The 14,700-nt window shown below is 69.0% G+C and carries 16 protein-coding genes; 6 read left to right on the forward strand and 10 right to left on the reverse strand.

The genetic code is table 11. The features are described 5' to 3' along the window. Positions 1–52: 52 nt before the first annotated feature. The 4 genes from ACWF82_RS08730 to ACWF82_RS08745 all read right to left on the reverse strand — a co-directional run bounded on the left by ACWF82_RS08730 (position 53) and on the right by ACWF82_RS08745 (position 3,818). Positions 53–931 carry an RNA polymerase sigma-70 factor gene (locus ACWF82_RS08730; RefSeq protein ID WP_452499399.1) on the reverse strand — a complete coding sequence of 293 codons (879 nt, stop codon included), beginning with the start codon at positions 929–931 and terminating at the stop codon, positions 53–55. Continuing rightward, complete coding sequence (locus tag ACWF82_RS08735; protein ID WP_452499400.1) at positions 928–2,007, reverse strand: NAD(P)/FAD-dependent oxidoreductase; 1,080 nt, start codon at positions 2,005–2,007, stop codon at positions 928–930. Before ACWF82_RS08735 ends, ACWF82_RS08730 begins: the two co-directional genes overlap by 4 nt. A 136-nt stretch (positions 2,008–2,143) precedes the next feature. Beyond that, the gene (gene dapD, locus ACWF82_RS08740; RefSeq protein WP_452499402.1) at positions 2,144–3,094 is read right to left on the reverse strand and encodes a 2,3,4,5-tetrahydropyridine-2,6-dicarboxylate N-succinyltransferase; all 951 of its coding nucleotides are present in this window, start codon (positions 3,092–3,094) and stop codon (positions 2,144–2,146) included. A gap of 106 nt (positions 3,095–3,200) precedes the next feature. Continuing rightward, complete coding sequence (locus ACWF82_RS08745; RefSeq protein ID WP_452499404.1) at positions 3,201–3,818, reverse strand: hypothetical protein; 618 nt, start codon at positions 3,816–3,818, stop codon at positions 3,201–3,203. Between the two features lie 160 nt (positions 3,819–3,978). Between ACWF82_RS08745 and dapE the strand changes: the two genes are divergently transcribed. Genes dapE through ACWF82_RS08775 form a run of 6 tightly spaced genes read left to right on the forward strand, consistent with a single transcriptional unit; the run spans position 3,979 to position 10,208 of the window. Then, positions 3,979–5,073 carry a succinyl-diaminopimelate desuccinylase gene (gene dapE, locus ACWF82_RS08750; RefSeq protein ID WP_452499406.1) on the forward strand — a complete coding sequence of 365 codons (1,095 nt, stop codon included), beginning with the start codon at positions 3,979–3,981 and terminating at the stop codon, positions 5,071–5,073. Positions 5,074–5,110: 37 nt separating this feature from the next. Next, positions 5,111–5,914, forward strand: coding sequence for an LOG family protein (locus ACWF82_RS08755; protein ID WP_452499408.1), 804 nt, complete (start codon positions 5,111–5,113; stop codon positions 5,912–5,914). Beyond that, positions 5,911–6,465 carry an LOG family protein gene (locus tag ACWF82_RS08760; protein ID WP_452499410.1) on the forward strand — a complete coding sequence of 185 codons (555 nt, stop codon included), beginning with the start codon at positions 5,911–5,913 and terminating at the stop codon, positions 6,463–6,465. The genes ACWF82_RS08755 and ACWF82_RS08760 overlap by 4 nt, the downstream gene beginning before the upstream one ends. Positions 6,466–6,477: 12 nt before the next feature. Next, complete coding sequence (locus ACWF82_RS08765; protein ID WP_452499412.1) at positions 6,478–8,244, forward strand: long-chain-acyl-CoA synthetase; 1,767 nt, start codon at positions 6,478–6,480, stop codon at positions 8,242–8,244. A gap of 21 nt (positions 8,245–8,265) precedes the next feature. Continuing rightward, positions 8,266–9,273, forward strand: coding sequence for a dihydropteroate synthase (gene folP / locus ACWF82_RS08770; protein ID WP_452499414.1), 1,008 nt, complete (start codon positions 8,266–8,268; stop codon positions 9,271–9,273). Next, entirely contained in the window at positions 9,270–10,208 is a 939-nt protein-coding gene (locus ACWF82_RS08775) for a glucosyl-3-phosphoglycerate synthase (protein WP_452499416.1), read from the forward strand. The genes folP and ACWF82_RS08775 overlap by 4 nt, the downstream gene beginning before the upstream one ends. 21 nt (positions 10,209–10,229) lie before the next feature. Here ACWF82_RS08775 and ACWF82_RS08780 read toward each other — a convergent pair whose 3' ends face one another. The 6 genes from ACWF82_RS08780 to tatB all read right to left on the reverse strand — a co-directional run bounded on the left by ACWF82_RS08780 (position 10,230) and on the right by tatB (position 14,678). Then, positions 10,230–10,682 carry a DUF6640 family protein gene (locus ACWF82_RS08780; protein ID WP_452499418.1) on the reverse strand — a complete coding sequence of 151 codons (453 nt, stop codon included), beginning with the start codon at positions 10,680–10,682 and terminating at the stop codon, positions 10,230–10,232. 1 nt (position 10,683) lies between these two features. Beyond that, a complete protein-coding gene (locus tag ACWF82_RS08785) occupies positions 10,684–11,277 on the reverse strand; it encodes a TetR/AcrR family transcriptional regulator (RefSeq protein WP_452499420.1) in 594 nt (197 codons plus the stop codon). Between the two features lie 91 nt (positions 11,278–11,368). Continuing rightward, a complete protein-coding gene (locus tag ACWF82_RS08790; protein ID WP_452499422.1) occupies positions 11,369–12,445 on the reverse strand; it encodes an XdhC family protein in 1,077 nt (358 codons plus the stop codon). An 84-nt stretch (positions 12,446–12,529) separates the two neighbouring features. After that, positions 12,530–13,102 (reverse strand): hypothetical protein, encoded by a 573-nt coding sequence (locus ACWF82_RS08795; protein ID WP_452499423.1) that lies wholly within the window; start codon positions 13,100–13,102, stop codon positions 12,530–12,532. 116 nt (positions 13,103–13,218) lie between these two features. After that, positions 13,219–14,076, reverse strand: coding sequence for a hypothetical protein (locus ACWF82_RS08800; RefSeq protein WP_189026372.1), 858 nt, complete (start codon positions 14,074–14,076; stop codon positions 13,219–13,221). A gap of 182 nt (positions 14,077–14,258) precedes the next feature. Then, a complete protein-coding gene (gene tatB, locus ACWF82_RS08805; protein WP_452499425.1) occupies positions 14,259–14,678 on the reverse strand; it encodes a Sec-independent protein translocase protein TatB in 420 nt (139 codons plus the stop codon). Positions 14,679–14,700 lie beyond the last annotated feature (22 nt).

The raw sequence follows: 14,700 nt of genomic DNA on the forward strand, positions 1-14,700 counted from the left end.
TATAAGAGTCGAGCGTACTGCGCGCGGCGGGCGGAGTCGAGTATCGGCTGGATCACTCCGGGATGCGCACGGTCCTGAGCTTGTCGGGGTTGCGCACGCAGTACACCGCCGTGACGACGCCCTCGGTGACCTCGATGGAGGTCACCTGGTCGAGCACGCCGTCGAGGGTCGCGGCGACCGTTGGCATCGCGTTGTAGATGCCGAAATGCACGCCCACCTCGCCCATCCGGCTGCCCTTCTGGAACAGGCCGATGACCAGTCGCGCCACCTTGTCCGGCCCGAACACCGGCCTGCGCACCGCGCTGACCACGCCGCCGCCGTCGCCGATGAAGACCACGTCGGGAGCGAGCACGTCCATCAGCGCCTGCACATTGCCGGTGGCCGCCGCGATCGAGAAGCGCTCGGCCACCGACTGCGCCTCGGCCGGTGTCGCGATCGCGGTGTGGCGCTTCTCGTGCACGCGATCCCTGGCGCGCTGATTCAGTTGCCGCACCGCCGCTTCGGACTTACCGACGGCCGTCGCGATCTCGGCATAGCTGAACGCGAAGACCTCGCGGAGCACGAACACCGCCCGTTGCACCGGGGTCAGGGTCTCCAGCACGAGCAGCATCGCGGTGGTCACCGCCTCGCCGGTCAGCACGTGTTCGACCCCGCCCTCGGACTCCGCGGCCAATGGCTCGGGCAGCCACGGACCGATGTACTCCTCGCGCCGGCGCGCGGCCGAGCGCAGCACGCCGAGCGCCTGCCTGGTGACGATCTGGGCCAGGTAGGCGCGCGGGTTCTCGACGGGAGCCAGATCGACGTCGACCCACCGCAGATAGCTGTCGTGCAGCACGTCCTCGGCGTCGACGACCGAACCGAGGATCTCGTAGGCGATGGAGAACAGCAGCCGCCGGTTCTCGGCGAAGGTCCGCTCGTGCTCGGTGGTCACCGCTTCGGGCCGCTCAACCACACGCTGTTGCCGGTGCGCGCGCTCCACGCGGCGTACCGGACGATGCGTTCCTTGGTGAACGCGGCGCCGCGACCCGCGAACGACACCGGCAGCGGGCTGTCGTCGCGGCGCGAGGACTGGATGACGGCGTCGCGCCTGCCGATGCTCAGCGCCTGGCCGCCGTATCCCATCGAATAGGGCCGTGGCTCACGTCCTTCGATCATCCGGACCAGCGTATCCACCGCGTGCGCGCCCTGCGGTGCCGCCGTCGCGCAGGCCATCCGCGCGCCCGGCACGGCGGCGCAATCACCGATGACGAAGACGCGCGGGTCGGTCACGCTGCGCAGATACGGGTCGACCAGTGCCCTGCCGTCGGCGTCAACGGCGAGCCCGCTGCGTGCGGCCAGGTCGGGCACCCCCGACACCACCGCCCACAGCGTCAGGTCCGACTCGAGCGCGCTGCCCGAGCGCAGCCACACCGTTCCGTTCTCGCTCCGCTCGACCGCGCCGGTGACGATCTCCACGCCCAACCTGCCCAATCCACGCCGCACGCGCCGCTGTCCGCCCGCCGACAGGCTCGCGCCGATCTCGGCCCCCACCAACCGAACTCGCAGATCCGGCCTTGCCTCCGCGACCTCCGCCGCGGTCTCGATGCCGGTCAGGCCGCCGCCGATCACGGTGACGGTCCGGTCCGCGGGCAGTGCGGCCAAGGCCGCGCGCGCCTGCTCGGCGCCCTCCCATGTGCCGACCGGAATCGTGCCTGCCGGCGGCGTCGCCGTGCTACCGACCGCGACGAACAGGTGGTCGAAGTCGAGCGCGGTGCCGTCGTCGAGGGTCACGGTGCCGTCGCCGATCTTGTCCGCGCCCGCCACGCGGGTCGCGACGGCGGGGGCGAGCATGTCGGCGAGTGGGGTCGCGGCCGTGCCCGTTCCGGCCAGTTGCTCGTGCAGCCGGACCCGTTCGACGAAATCGGGCCGTGGGTTGAGCACGGTGATCCTGGCCTCCGGTGCCTTCTTCGCCAGCCGGTTCGCCGCCACGGTTCCCGCGTATCCTGCGCCGATCACCACGATGTCCATCGTCTGCCTCCTGCCGGGAAAATCTGGGTCGACCATGGGATGCGGGAGAGCGCGGGTTTGTGATGGTGATCCGGGTCACACGCGAAACGGCAGCGGCCCCGCACTCGGGTGAGTGCGGGGCCGCCGGGAACGAATCTCAGTCGTTGGCGTGCAGTGCGGCGTTGAGCTCGATGCCGGTGCCCTTGCGCGGGACGACCTCGACAGCGCCGGTGGTGGAGTTGCGGCGGAACAGCAGGTTGTTCTTGCCGGCCAGGGTCGCGGCCTTGACCACGGTGCCGTCGGGCCCGGTGACCTTGGTGCCCGCGGTCAGGTACAGCCCGGCCTCGAGGACGCAGTCGTTGCCGAGCGGAATGCCGAGGCCGGCGTTCGCGCCGAGCAGCGAGCGCTCACCGACCGAGATCACGGTGGTGCCGCCGCCGGACAGGGTACCCATGGTGGACGCGCCGCCGCCGATGTCGGAGCCGTCGCCGACGACGACGCCCGCCGAGATGCGGCCCTCGACCATCGAGTTGCCCAGGGTGCCCGCGTTGAAGTTGACGAAGCCCTCGTGCATGACGGTGGTGCCCGAGGCGAGATGCGCGCCGAGGCGGACCCGGTCGGCGTCGCCGATGCGCACGCCCGACGGCACGACGTAGTCGACCATCCGGGGGAACTTGTCGATGCTGAGCACGGTGACCGGGCCGCGGGCGCGCAGCTTCAGCCGGGTCTGCTCGAAGCCCTCCACCGCGCACGGGCCGTGGTTGGTCCACACGACATTGCTGAGCAGGCCGAACTGGCCGTCGAGGTTCACGCCGTGCGGCCGAACAAGACGGTGCGAGAGCAGGTGCAGGCGCAGGTAGACGTCGTGCGCGTCGACCGGGGCGGCCGACAGGTCGGCGATCGTGGTGCGCACCGCGATCACCTCGACGCCGCGCGCCGCGTCGACGCCGAGCAGCTCGGCGAACTCGGGCACCTCCGCCGCGTCCACGCGCTTGGAGCCGGTCTCGGTGAATGCGCCCAGCTCGGGGCTGGGGTACCAGGTGTCGAGGACGGTGCCGTCCGAGGTGACGTTCGCGATGCCGACTGCAGTTGCTCCCTGAATACTCACGGTGCTCATTTTGCCGGGTCCGCGGACAATTGTGTCGGCCACCCCCGACGCGCACGGGTGCGCGGGCAGAACCGCCCGCGCACCCGTGTGGTGTTCTCGCCTCGGATCAGGGCTGGCCGGTGGCGAAAGCGATGACAGCGTCCAGGAATTCCTGGCCACCCATCACGTAACCACCGATCACCATGCCCGCCGGGATGGTGATGAGCCACAGGAACGGGATGAAGGCACCGATGATGCCGCCGATGACGACGCCGGGCAGGTTCTTGTTGACCTGCTCCATCAGCCGGTCATAGGAGCTGATGTCCTTCAGGCCCGCGACGCTCTGCAGCTTCGTGGTGTCCTCCTGCGTCATCGACGCGGCCAGCTTGACGGTGCGGCCGTCCTCGCTGATCTGCGGGGTGACCGCGATCGGCAGCCCGGCGACCTCGGAGCGCAGCGGCGCCTGGTCGACGGTCACGCCGTCCTCGGTGCGCAGCTGCACCGCGGAGCCGTCCGCGGCGAGCACGAACCGGCCGCTGTCGACCGCCCAGGTGATGGTCTTGTCGGCGGGCGACACCGCGGTGGTGTAGTTGATGCCGTGGGTAACCCCAGAAGTCGCGCCCCCCGAAGCCACTACGGCAGGCTGCTCGGTCGCCACGGCGGGCTGACCATTGGCGGTGGCCGCGGTAATCCCCATCGCGGTGATAGCCAGGAATGCAGCGGTAGTGATCTTTCCGAACTTCATTTCGTGTGAATCCCTCCGTTTCCAGCTGCCCGGATAAAGGCAGCGCGAGAACGCTAGCGCGGCGGAATTCCATTGCCGCGCAAGGGGGTTCATCTTCAAACAATCGTAATATTTGCCATTGGTTCGCTCGGTGGGCCCGCGCCCGTACTACTGTCGAGTGGTGACTTTCGATTTGCATGCCGACCCCATTCAGCTGACGGCCGCCCTGGTCGACGTCCCCAGCGTGTCGCTGGACGAGGCCAAGATCGCGGATCTGGTCGAGCAGGCATTACGGGAGCAGACCACCGGGTTCGAGGTGCTGCGGCACGGGAATGTGGTGCTGGCGCGGACCCAGCGCGGGCTGCCGACGCGGGTGATCCTGGCCGGACATCTGGACACCGTGCCGATCGCCGACAACGTCCCGAGCCGCTCGGACACGGTGGCCGGGGAACCGGTGCTGTTCGGTTGCGGCACCGTCGACATGAAGTCAGGCGACGCGGTGTTCCTGCATCTCGCGGCCACGATCGCCGAGCCGGCGCACGACCTGACGCTGATCTTCTACGACGCCGAGGAGATCGCCGCCGAATTCAACGGCCTCGGCCGGATCGAACGGGAACTGCCGGAGTGGCTCGACGGTGATCTGGCGATCCTCGGCGAACCCTCCGGTGGCTGGATCGAGGCCGGGTGCCAGGGCACGCTGCGGGTGCGGCTGAGTACCGCGGGTGTGCGCGCGCATTCGGCGAGGGCTTGGCTGGGCGTCAACGCGATCCATGGGCTCGCGCCGGTGCTGGCCCGGTTGTCGGCCTACGAGGCGCGCGAGGTCGACATCGACGGCTGCGTGTACCGCGAGGGCCTGTCGGCCGTGCGCGTGTCCGGCGGGGTCGCGGGCAATGTGGTGCCCGATGCCGCCGAGGTGGATGTGAACTTCCGCTTCGCCCCCGATCGCACGGTCGAGCAGGCCGTCGCCCATGTGCGCGAGGTGTTCGACGGACTCGACGTCGACTTCGTGGTCACCGACTCCTCGCCCGGGGCGCTGCCCGGCCTCACCGCGCCCGCCGCGCGCACCCTCATCGACTCGGTCAACGCCCACGGTGGCGGTGGCGTCCGCGCCAAGTACGGCTGGACCGATGTCTCGCGCTTCGCCGCCCGGGGCATCCCGGCGGTCAACTTCGGTCCCGGCGACCCCAATCTGGCCCACAAGCGCGACGAACACGTCCCGCTGAGCCAGATCACCGCTGTCACCACGATGCTGCGCACCTACCTGTCAGCCCACTGACGACTGACCGCGGCGCGGACCCAGTAGCGTGGGGGGTATGTCTACCGATTCCGCTGATCAGGCTGGGAGGGTCAAGCCCACGGCGAAGTTCCGTGGGCCGGTGATGTTCCGGCGCGACCGCAAACCCGGGATGCGGACCGCGGACCGGAACCTGCTCGACACCCGGCAGGACAGCGACTGGGTACACACCGATCCGTGGCGGGTGCTGCGGATCCAGGCCGAATTCGTCGAGGGTTTCGGCGCGCTCGCCGAGGTACCGCCCGCGGTCACCGTGTTCGGTTCGGCGCGCACGCCCAGCACCGATCCCGAGTACGCGGCGGGCAGGGCCATCGGCGCCGCGCTCACCAAGGCCGGCTTCGCGGTGATCACCGGTGGCGGACCGGGTGCGATGGAGGCCGCCAACCGCGGGTCGTCGGAGGCGGGCGGCTACTCGATCGGGCTCGGTATCGAGTTGCCGTTCGAGCAGGGCCTCAACGACTGGGTCGATCTCGGCATCAACTTCCGGTACTTCTTCGTGCGCAAGACGATGTTCGTGAAGTACTCGCAGGCCTTCGTCTGCCTGCCCGGCGGCTTCGGCACCCTCGACGAACTGTTCGAGGCGCTGACCCTGGTGCAGACCCGCAAGATCACCCGGTTCCCGATCATCCTGTTCGGCACCGACTTCTGGTCGGGCCTGGTCGACTGGCTGCGCGATTCGCTGGCGGGCTCGGGGAAGATCTCCCCCGAAGACCTGGACCTGATCCAGCTCACCGACAGCGTCGACGAGGTCGTGCGCATCATCCAGGGCGAGACCGGCAACCACGCGAATATCGAGCGTCTCGGGACCGAGGACAAGTGGTGAGCGCGCCCTACTCCGTCTGCGTGTACTGCTCGGCCAGCACCACCGATCCCGATCTGATCAGCCTGGCCGCGCGCGTCGGCACCGAGATCGCCCGGCGCGGTTGGCAGCTGGTCTCCGGCGGTGGTCACGTGTCGATGATGGGCGCGGTCGCCACCGCGGCCCGCGCCGGTGGGGCGCACACCGTGGGGGTGATCCCGAAACATCTGGTGCACTCCGAAGTCGCCGATGTCGACGCGGGCGAACTGCTCGTCACCGACACGATGCGTCAGCGTAAACAGCTGATGGAGGCCCGATCCGACGCGTTCCTGACGCTGCCGGGTGGGATCGGCACACTCGAGGAGTTCTTCGAGACGTGGACCGGCGGCTACCTCGGTGAGCACGCCAAACCCGTTGTCGTGCTGGACGTGAACGGCTTCTACAGCGGGCTGTTCCGCTGGATCGATGAACTGTACGAACGCGGCATGGTGTCGCCGCACGCGCGCGACCGCCTCACCGTGGCCGCCGACCTGCCCGCCGCATTCGCTGCGCTGAAACCGGCTGTGGCCGGCTAGGAGAGACTCGACGTGAGCAACGACGCCCGCTCGACCGTGAGCGTATTCGACCTGGCCAAGGCGCTGCCCGGGATGGCGCTCGACGCGCCCGGCATGCTGCGCAATGCGCGCGGAATGCTGGTGGGGCCCAAGGCCAAAGCCTCCATCGGCCTGTATTTCCAGCGGGTCGCCCACCGCAGGCCCGACCGCGTTTTCCTGCGTTTCGAGGGCCGCTCCTACACCTATCGCGCCGCCAACAGCGAGGTGAACCGGTACGCGGCAGTGCTTTCCGCGCGCGGTGTGCGGCGCGGCGACGTGGTCGGCGTGCTGATGACCAACCGGCCGGAGACCCTGTTCACGGTGCTCGCCGTGCTCAAGCTCGGCGGCAGCGCGGGCCTGCTCAACTACAACCAGCGTGACCAGGTGCTCGCGCACAGCATCGGCCTGCTCGACAGCGTGCTCACCGTGGTCGGCGAGGAATGCGCCGAGGCGCTGGACTCGCTGCCCGAGCCCGCGGCGAACGTGCTCACCGCCGAGGAACTCGCCGAATCCGCCCGCACCGCACCCGATGCCGACCCGGCCGTGTGTACCGAGGTCACCGCGGGCGAGCGGGCGTTCCTGATCTTCACCTCCGGCACCACCGGCCTGCCCAAGGCCAGCGTGATGACCCACTACCGCTGGACCAAGAGCATGGCCGGGCTCGGTGGCCTCGGTGTCCGGCTGCGGGCGGACGACGGCCTGTACTGCTGCCTGCCGCTGTACCACAACAACGCGCTCACGGTCGCGCTGTCGGCGGTGCTGGCGGGCGAGGCGACCTACGTGCTCAGCCGCAAGTTCTCGGCGTCGGGGTTCTGGGACGAGATCGCCCGCGAGCGCGCGACGGCGTTCATCTACATCGGCGAACTGTGCCGGTACCTGCTCAACCAGCCGGTGCGGCCCGCCGAGAAGAACAACCGGGTCCGCCTCGCCGTCGGCAACGGTCTGCGGCCGGAACTGTGGGACGAGTTCCGCAGGCGGTTCGGGATCGGCCGGGTGGTCGAGTTCTACGGGTCCAGCGAGGCGCCGCTGGCGTTCGTCAACGCGTTCGGCCTCGACCGGACCGCCGGCCTGTGCCCGCTGCCGTACGCGGTCGTCGAGTACGACGACGAGACCGGCAAGGCTCGCCGTGGCAGCGACGGGAAGCTGCGCCGCGTGCGCTCGGGCGGGGTCGGCCTGCTGCTGGCCAAGGTGAACGACCGCCAGCCCTTCGACGGCTACACCGACAAGAAGGCGTCGGAGTCCAAGCTGGTCCGCGACGGCTTCAAGAAGGGCGACTGCTGGTTCGACACCGGCGACCTCGTCCGCGATCAGCACTTCTGGCACATCGCCTTCGTCGACCGGCTCGGTGACACGTTCCGCTGGAAGGGCGAGAACGTGGCGACCACGGAGGTCGAGGGCGCGCTCGACCATGACGAGAGCATCGCCCAGGCCGTCGTCTACGGCGTCGACATCCCCGGCACCGACGGCAAGGCCGGCATGGCCGCGGTCACCCTGCATCCCGGCGCCGAGTTCGACGGTAGGGCGCTGGCGGCGACGGTCTACCAGCGGCTGCCGATGTACGCGATCCCGCTGTTCGTGCGGGTGGTGGCGGAGCTGGAGCAGACCTCGACGTTCAAGAGCCGCAAGGTGGAGTTGCGTAAGCAGGGTTATGCGGTGGATGGGGACAGTCAGCTGTACGTGCTGTCGGGTCCGGCTACCGGGTACGTGCCTGCCTACGACGGGTACGCGGCCGACGTCGCGGCCGGTCAGGCGCCGCGGTAGCAAGGTAACGTCTGATTTCGCATGAACATGGGTAACTCGTCGGGCACGCCCGGACCCCGACCAGACGCACAACCGCCTGCCTGGAACACAAGCAGTAGCGGGACCGAGTTGTCGGCAAAAGGCGCGGAGAGGCGGGACAGCGCTGAGTTGTCGGCAAAAGTCGGGGCCCTGCCTACTTTTTGCGGGCGGCAGGTGGCGACGGATCGTGCCCTGGTGATGGCGATCGTGAATCGCACTCCCGACTCCTTCTACGACCGCGGCGCGACTTTCAGCGACGAGGCCGCCATGGAACGGGTGGCGCGCGCGGTCGACGAAGGCGCCGATCTGGTCGATATCGGCGGGGTGAAAGCGGGCCCCGGCGTCACGGTCGACGCCGTCGAGGAAACCCGGCGGGTTGTCCCGTTCGTCGCGGCGATCCGGGCGAAATATCCCGACCTGTTGATCAGTGTGGATACCTGGCGCAGCGATGTCGCGCGGGCGGCTGTCGGCGTCGGCGCCGACCTCGTCAACGACACCTGGGCGGGCGCCGATCCCGATCTGGTGCACGTGGCCGCGGAAACAGGCGCAGGCATCGTCTGCAGCCACACCGGCGGTGCGGTGCCGCGCACGCGCCCGCATCGGGTCCGCTATGCCGATGTGGTGGCCGAGGTGACGGCGACGGTTGTCGCCGCGGCGGAGAATGCGGCGGCGGCGGGCGTGCGCCGGGATGGCATCGTGATCGATCCCACCCATGATTTCGGGAAAAACACCTATCACGGGCTCGAGTTGTTGCGCGGAATCGACGGTCTTGTAAATACCGGATGGCCAGTCCTGATGGCACTGAGCAACAAGGATTTTATCGGGGAGACTTTAGGTGTCGGTCTGACCGAAAGGGTCGAGGGCACATTGGCGGCGACCGCGTGGTCGGCCGCCGCTGGCGCTCGAATCTTCCGGGTTCACGAAGTCGCCGAAACCCGGCGGGTCGTGGACATGATCGCCGCGATCCAGGGCATCCGGCCCCCCGCACGAACTCTGCGAGGTCTGGCATGAAAATCCAACACCGCGAGCCCGCCTGGGCCACCACCCACACCTGGGACACCCCTGATTGGACGGTCGGCGAGCTCGTCGCCGCCAAGGCAGGCCGCACCGTCTCGGTGGTGCTGCCCGCGCTGAACGAGGAAGACACCGTCGCCGAGGTGGTGGCCAGTATCCGGCCGCTGCTCGGCACGCTCGTCGACGAACTGATCGTGCTCGACTCCGGTTCCACCGACGCCACCGCCACCCGTGCCCGCGCGGCGGGCGCCGAGGTGTTCACCCGCGAGGAAGCCGTCCCCGAACTCGAGCCGGTCCCCGGCAAGGGTGAGGCGCTGTGGCGCTCGCTGGCCTGCACGACGGGCGATCTGATCGCCTTCGTCGACTCCGACCTGATCGACCCCGACCCGGCCTTCGTGCCCAAACTGCTCGGCCCCCTGCTGACCATGCCTGGTACCCACCTCGCCAAGGCCTACTACCGCCGCCCGCTGCGCCAGGGGGAGTCCGTCGACGCCACCGGCGGCGGCCGCGTCACCGAACTCGTCGCCCGCCCGCTCCTCGCGGCCCTTCGCCCGGAACTCTCGCAGGTCCTGCAGCCCCTCGGCGGCGAATACGCGGGTACCCGTGAACTCCTCACCGCCGTCCCCTTCGCCCCCGGCTACGGCGTCGAGATCGGCCTGCTCCTCGACACCTACGACCAGCTGGGCATGGACGCCATCACCCAGGTCAACCTGGGCGTGCGCACCCACCGCAACCGCCCCCTCGCTGACCTCGGCGTCATGAGCCGCCAAATCCTCGGCACCGCCCTCGGCCGCAGCGGCGTCACCGATTCCGGCGCCGCCCTCACCCAATTCCCCCTGATCGGCGGCGAATTCATCCCCCACTCCACCGAGGTCTCCCTCGAAGACCGCCCCCCGATGAAAACCCTCCGACCGGAACAAGTCGCCGCGTAATCGACCCCACCGGGCGCCTCGTCACCTCGACGAGGCGCCCGTCTGCTGCCCGCCGAGGTGATTCTCGCGGGTGGTGAGTGCGGCGGCGATGGCCAGGAGGACCAGCAGGATCGCGGCCAGGAGGACCTGGGGGTGGAGGCCGAACAGGGAGGGGTTGTCGAATCCGGGGTCCTGGATGGCGGTGCCGGGGAACAGGAAGGCGGCCAGCAGGCCCAGCCAGGGGGTGGCGAGGACGGCGCAGGAGGTGCGGACTCGGGATGGGGTGGTGCCGTCGCGGCGGAGCAGCAGGATCAGGGCGAGGACGCCGAGCAGGATGGACATGGCGATGTATTGGGCGTCGTGGAATTTCGCGTGTGGCGGCCAGGCGTCGTTGCGCAGATGCTGGGCGGCGCCTGCGGGAATGACGAAATCGGCCAGTAGTGCGCCGAATACGGTCACGACGGCGACCAGGATGGCGAGCAGGCGGGCGGTCATGTCACGAAGATCCTTGCTGGTGTGGGGTTTTCGTCAGGCGGCAGTGGAGGAAGTCGTCGACGACCGCGTGCACGTAGTCCAGATCGAAGGTGCGGTGGGCGACGAGCCTGCGGAAGAACAGGGGTCCGTGCAGCTGGTCGACGGCCAGGTCGACATCGAGATCGGCGGGCAGGTCGCCGCGGGTGACGGCATCGGCCAGGATCGAGCGCACCACCCGGGTACCCGACCGGTACAGCGACTCCTTGACCTCCGCGAATTTCGGGTCGACAGCGGCTCTTTCGATCAGCACGCGCATCGCCTGCTCGCTGGCAGGCTGGTGCAGCATCGCGCGGGTACCCGTCAGTTCGGTCAGGAGGTCGGCGCGCAGATCACCGGTCGGCGGTGACTGCGCGAGGGCGATGTGCCAGGTGATGGTGGCGTGCACCAGATCGGTCGGTTCCGGCCAGAGGCGATACAGCGTGGCCCGGCTGATTCCGCTGCGCAGCGCGACAGCGCCGTGCGTCAGCCCGGCCAGGCCCTGCTCGACCAGTAGCTCCCTGGCCGAGGCGAGCGCGGCATCGCGACTACGCACGGTCCGCGGATCGGGTGGGCGCACCGGTCCTCCTTGTGAGACAAGATGTTTCATAACTATGAAACAAACTGTATCGAAGTTGGCGCGGCGTGTACAGAGATCCGGGCGGTTCGGGCTAGGAGCGGTGGTGGATCGGGCCGTCGAGCGCGGTCAGCGGTCGGGCGGTAGCGCCGCCGCGATCGGCGAGGATTTGCGCCAGGATGGAGATCGCGGTTTCTTCGGGGCTGTGTGCGGCGAGGTCGAGGCCGAGTGGGCTTCGGATGCGGGAGATTTCGGTGCCGTTCAGGCCCAGTTCGTGCAGGCGCTGGGTGCGGTTGGTGTGGGCTCGGCGGGAGCCGAGGGCGCCGAGGAAAGCGATGGCGGGCAGGCTGAGGGCCGTTGTCAGCGTCGGGATGTCGAATTTGGGGTCGTGGGTGAGGACGCAGATGACGGTGCGGGTGTCGATGCGGCCTGCTTCGTGCTCCGCGGTGAGGTAGCGATGGGGCCAGTCGACGACCACCTCGTCGGCGGCGGGGAAACGGGCTGGGTTGGTGAAGGTTTCGCGGGCGTCGACGACCGTGACGTGGTAGCCGAGCTGGGTGGCCGCCACCGTGAGGGCGCGGGTGTAGTCGTTGGCGCCTGCCAGGATCATGCGGGCGGGGGCGCGGAAGACCTGGACGAAGGTGCGTGGGCGGGTCGCGGCGGCGGGGGTGCAGTCCTGGGCGCCGATCAGGCCGCTGTGGCCTGCGGTGAGGAGTGCGGCGGCGTCCTGGTCGAGGTCGCGCCAAGGCTCGATCCGGCCGGGGTGCAGGAGTTTTCGATCGGGGGTCGATTCGAGTGTGGTGGCGTAGGCGACGGGCTGGTGCGCGGTGAGGGCGGCGTGCAGCGCGCGCAGCAAGGGGAGATCGGCGTGGTCGAGGCGTTCGACGAAGACCTCGATCTCGCCGCCGCAGGGCAGGCCGACGGTGAATTCGTCGTCGTCGGCGAAGCGTTCGGTGCTCGCGTTGCCGTCGCGCAGGACCTGGCCCGCGGTGGTGACGACCGCCGCTTCGACGCAGCCGCCGGACAGCGAACCGATGACTCGGCCGTCCGCGGTGACGGCCATCGCCGCGCCGGTGTCCCGGGGGCCCGCACCGGTCCGGTCGACGATTCTGGCCAGCGCCACCGGCTCACCGGGAAGCAGGTCGAGCACCTGCCCGAGCAGATCACGCATCGCGCACCGGCCTTCCCGCGGCCACTATCCACGGGTCGTGACCGTCGTGACCAGCCTAGCTACGGCACAGCGTCCGCGCGCGGATCAGTCGAGGATCTCGCGGTGCTGCAGCCAACCCGGCACGATCCCGTCGTGGAAGAAACCGCGGCAGATCTCGGCGGCGCGCTCGGCGGTGAATACCTCTTCGGGATAGACGTAGGTGTCGTCGTCACCGTGCGGCACGTACACCGTGGGCAGGCCGAGCCTGGTGCCGGGGAAGCCGAGGGTGTAGCGGCGGGTGACGTGGTCGACCGTCATGCGTAACTGCAGGGTCATCGCGTCGGCCGAGCCCGCGCACTGCAGGGCGAGATCGCCGCGCGCCGCGCTCACCGTCGCGGTGACCTCGGTGGCGGGCATCGGCTCGGGGAGCACGGCCAGATCGAGTGCGTAGCGCTGATGACCGTCCATCCGGCGCAACGGGCGTAGAAAGCTGTCCACGTCCTCGTTCGGGCCGATGAAGACCTTCAACCGGTCGCTGTAGGTGACGCGGTGGGTGGCGACGATGACCTCGGCAGCGGCCGGCTCGGCGTCGAACGGGGGGACGGGCCGTGGATCCGGCGTGCCTGCCGCGCGGACGGGCAGAACCCGGCATGCGCTGGCCTCGGGAGACGAGAACATGTGACGCTCACCTACTCACACTCGGTTACTCGCTAGCAATCTAACCATCGCGGACAGTTTGTGAACCATAACAGTAGCGTGATGGAGATCACAAAGCATGGCGAGTTTAGATCTAACTATGGACGAACCCGGGTCGTAGCCAACCTTGGGTCGGTTTCGTGCCGGTAAACCGGGGTGAGTAGGTCGGCGTCGACAGGTTCGCCGGTGGTGCGGTCGTACCGCACCGCGATGAGGACCGAGAACAAATGCGTGCTCGCCCGCTCGTGCAGGGTGGCAAGCCGGGTCGCCAGCAATCGGATCGCGCCCAGCGAGCCCGGCGGATGCAGGCCATCGATCAGCATGATGCTGCCGCGCCGGTCGGGGCGGGGCAGCCGGGCCAGGTAGGCGATGTCGTGCGGTTCGGTGCCACCGGGGCGGTACACGCGGCGCGCCGCCCTGTCCTCGATGCCACGGCGGGTGTCGCCTGCCCGGGTGACGGTCCGGCGCAGCCGGGGATCGGCGACGACCAGCTGACGCAGGCTGGGGGACAGCTCGGGGCCGCCGAGAATCACCAGGCCGTCGCGATTGAGGTCGATCGGCCTGCCGGGCAGGAAGGTCTCCACGTTCGCCACGAAGCCGAGTTGACGCAGCAGCTCGGCCAGTCGCTGGGCGGCCGCGGGGTCGGGTGCGCCGAGTAGCCTGCCCGCGCGGACCTCGGGAGCGAGCACGGTCAGCGAGCCGTGCCCGAAGAACAGGCCCTCGGGGACCGGTCCCTGCGTGCTCACCTGGTGGATGCGCGCACGGGATAGTCCAGCCGCGGCGCCGATCCGGGCGAACGTCCAGCCTTCGGCATGGAGTTCGCGGATCACGGCGCGCCTGATCCTGGTGAGTTCGTTGATGGTCTGCTGGGCAGCCGCCACCCCGTCGGTGGCTGCTTTGAGTCTCTCGACCTTGTCTTCGATCGCGAAGACTCGTGCCACGTCATCGGCCGACATGTGCGAAGTCTAGACAGCTCGACAGCATTCCGTGTCTATATCGGTTGACATCGAACTGTCTTGCCGCACAACGGTAATGATGTTCATCTTGGCGGCAATCACAATATTTCGAGGTAGCCGAGGATGTGCGGGGGCTCTGCGACCCCGTGGCAAATGCCGACCGTGCGGTGTGTTCTGCCCGTTTACGTGGCGTCGAAGTCGATCGGGGGACGCTCGTTGCGGTCCAGCGGCTTCGACAGCGAGGGTGGCCCCGAAGCGCCGGGCATCCCGCTGCTCGCGCCGAACAGTTGCTGCTTGTCGGGCACCGCGCTCTCCAGATCACGCAGCACCGAATCGTCACCGCCCAGCAGGTGCTTGGTGACCGCCGCCCGCGGGCTCATCCCGCGCAGTTCGTTCAGCTCGGCCAGCGGCTTGCGCAACTCGTCGAACTCCGGCCCCAGTTCCTGCTTCAACTGGGTGGTGGCGCCACTGGCGTAGTCGCGCACCTGGCGCAGGGAACGCGTGGTCCAGCGGACAGCGCCGGGCAGGCGCTCCGGGCCGAGGATCACGAGGGCGGCGACGAGCAGGATCATCATCTCGCTCCACCCGATGTTGCTGAACACGAGCCCAGGTTACCTCGAATCG

This window comes from Nocardia sp. NPDC055053 (genome assembly GCF_053608285.1).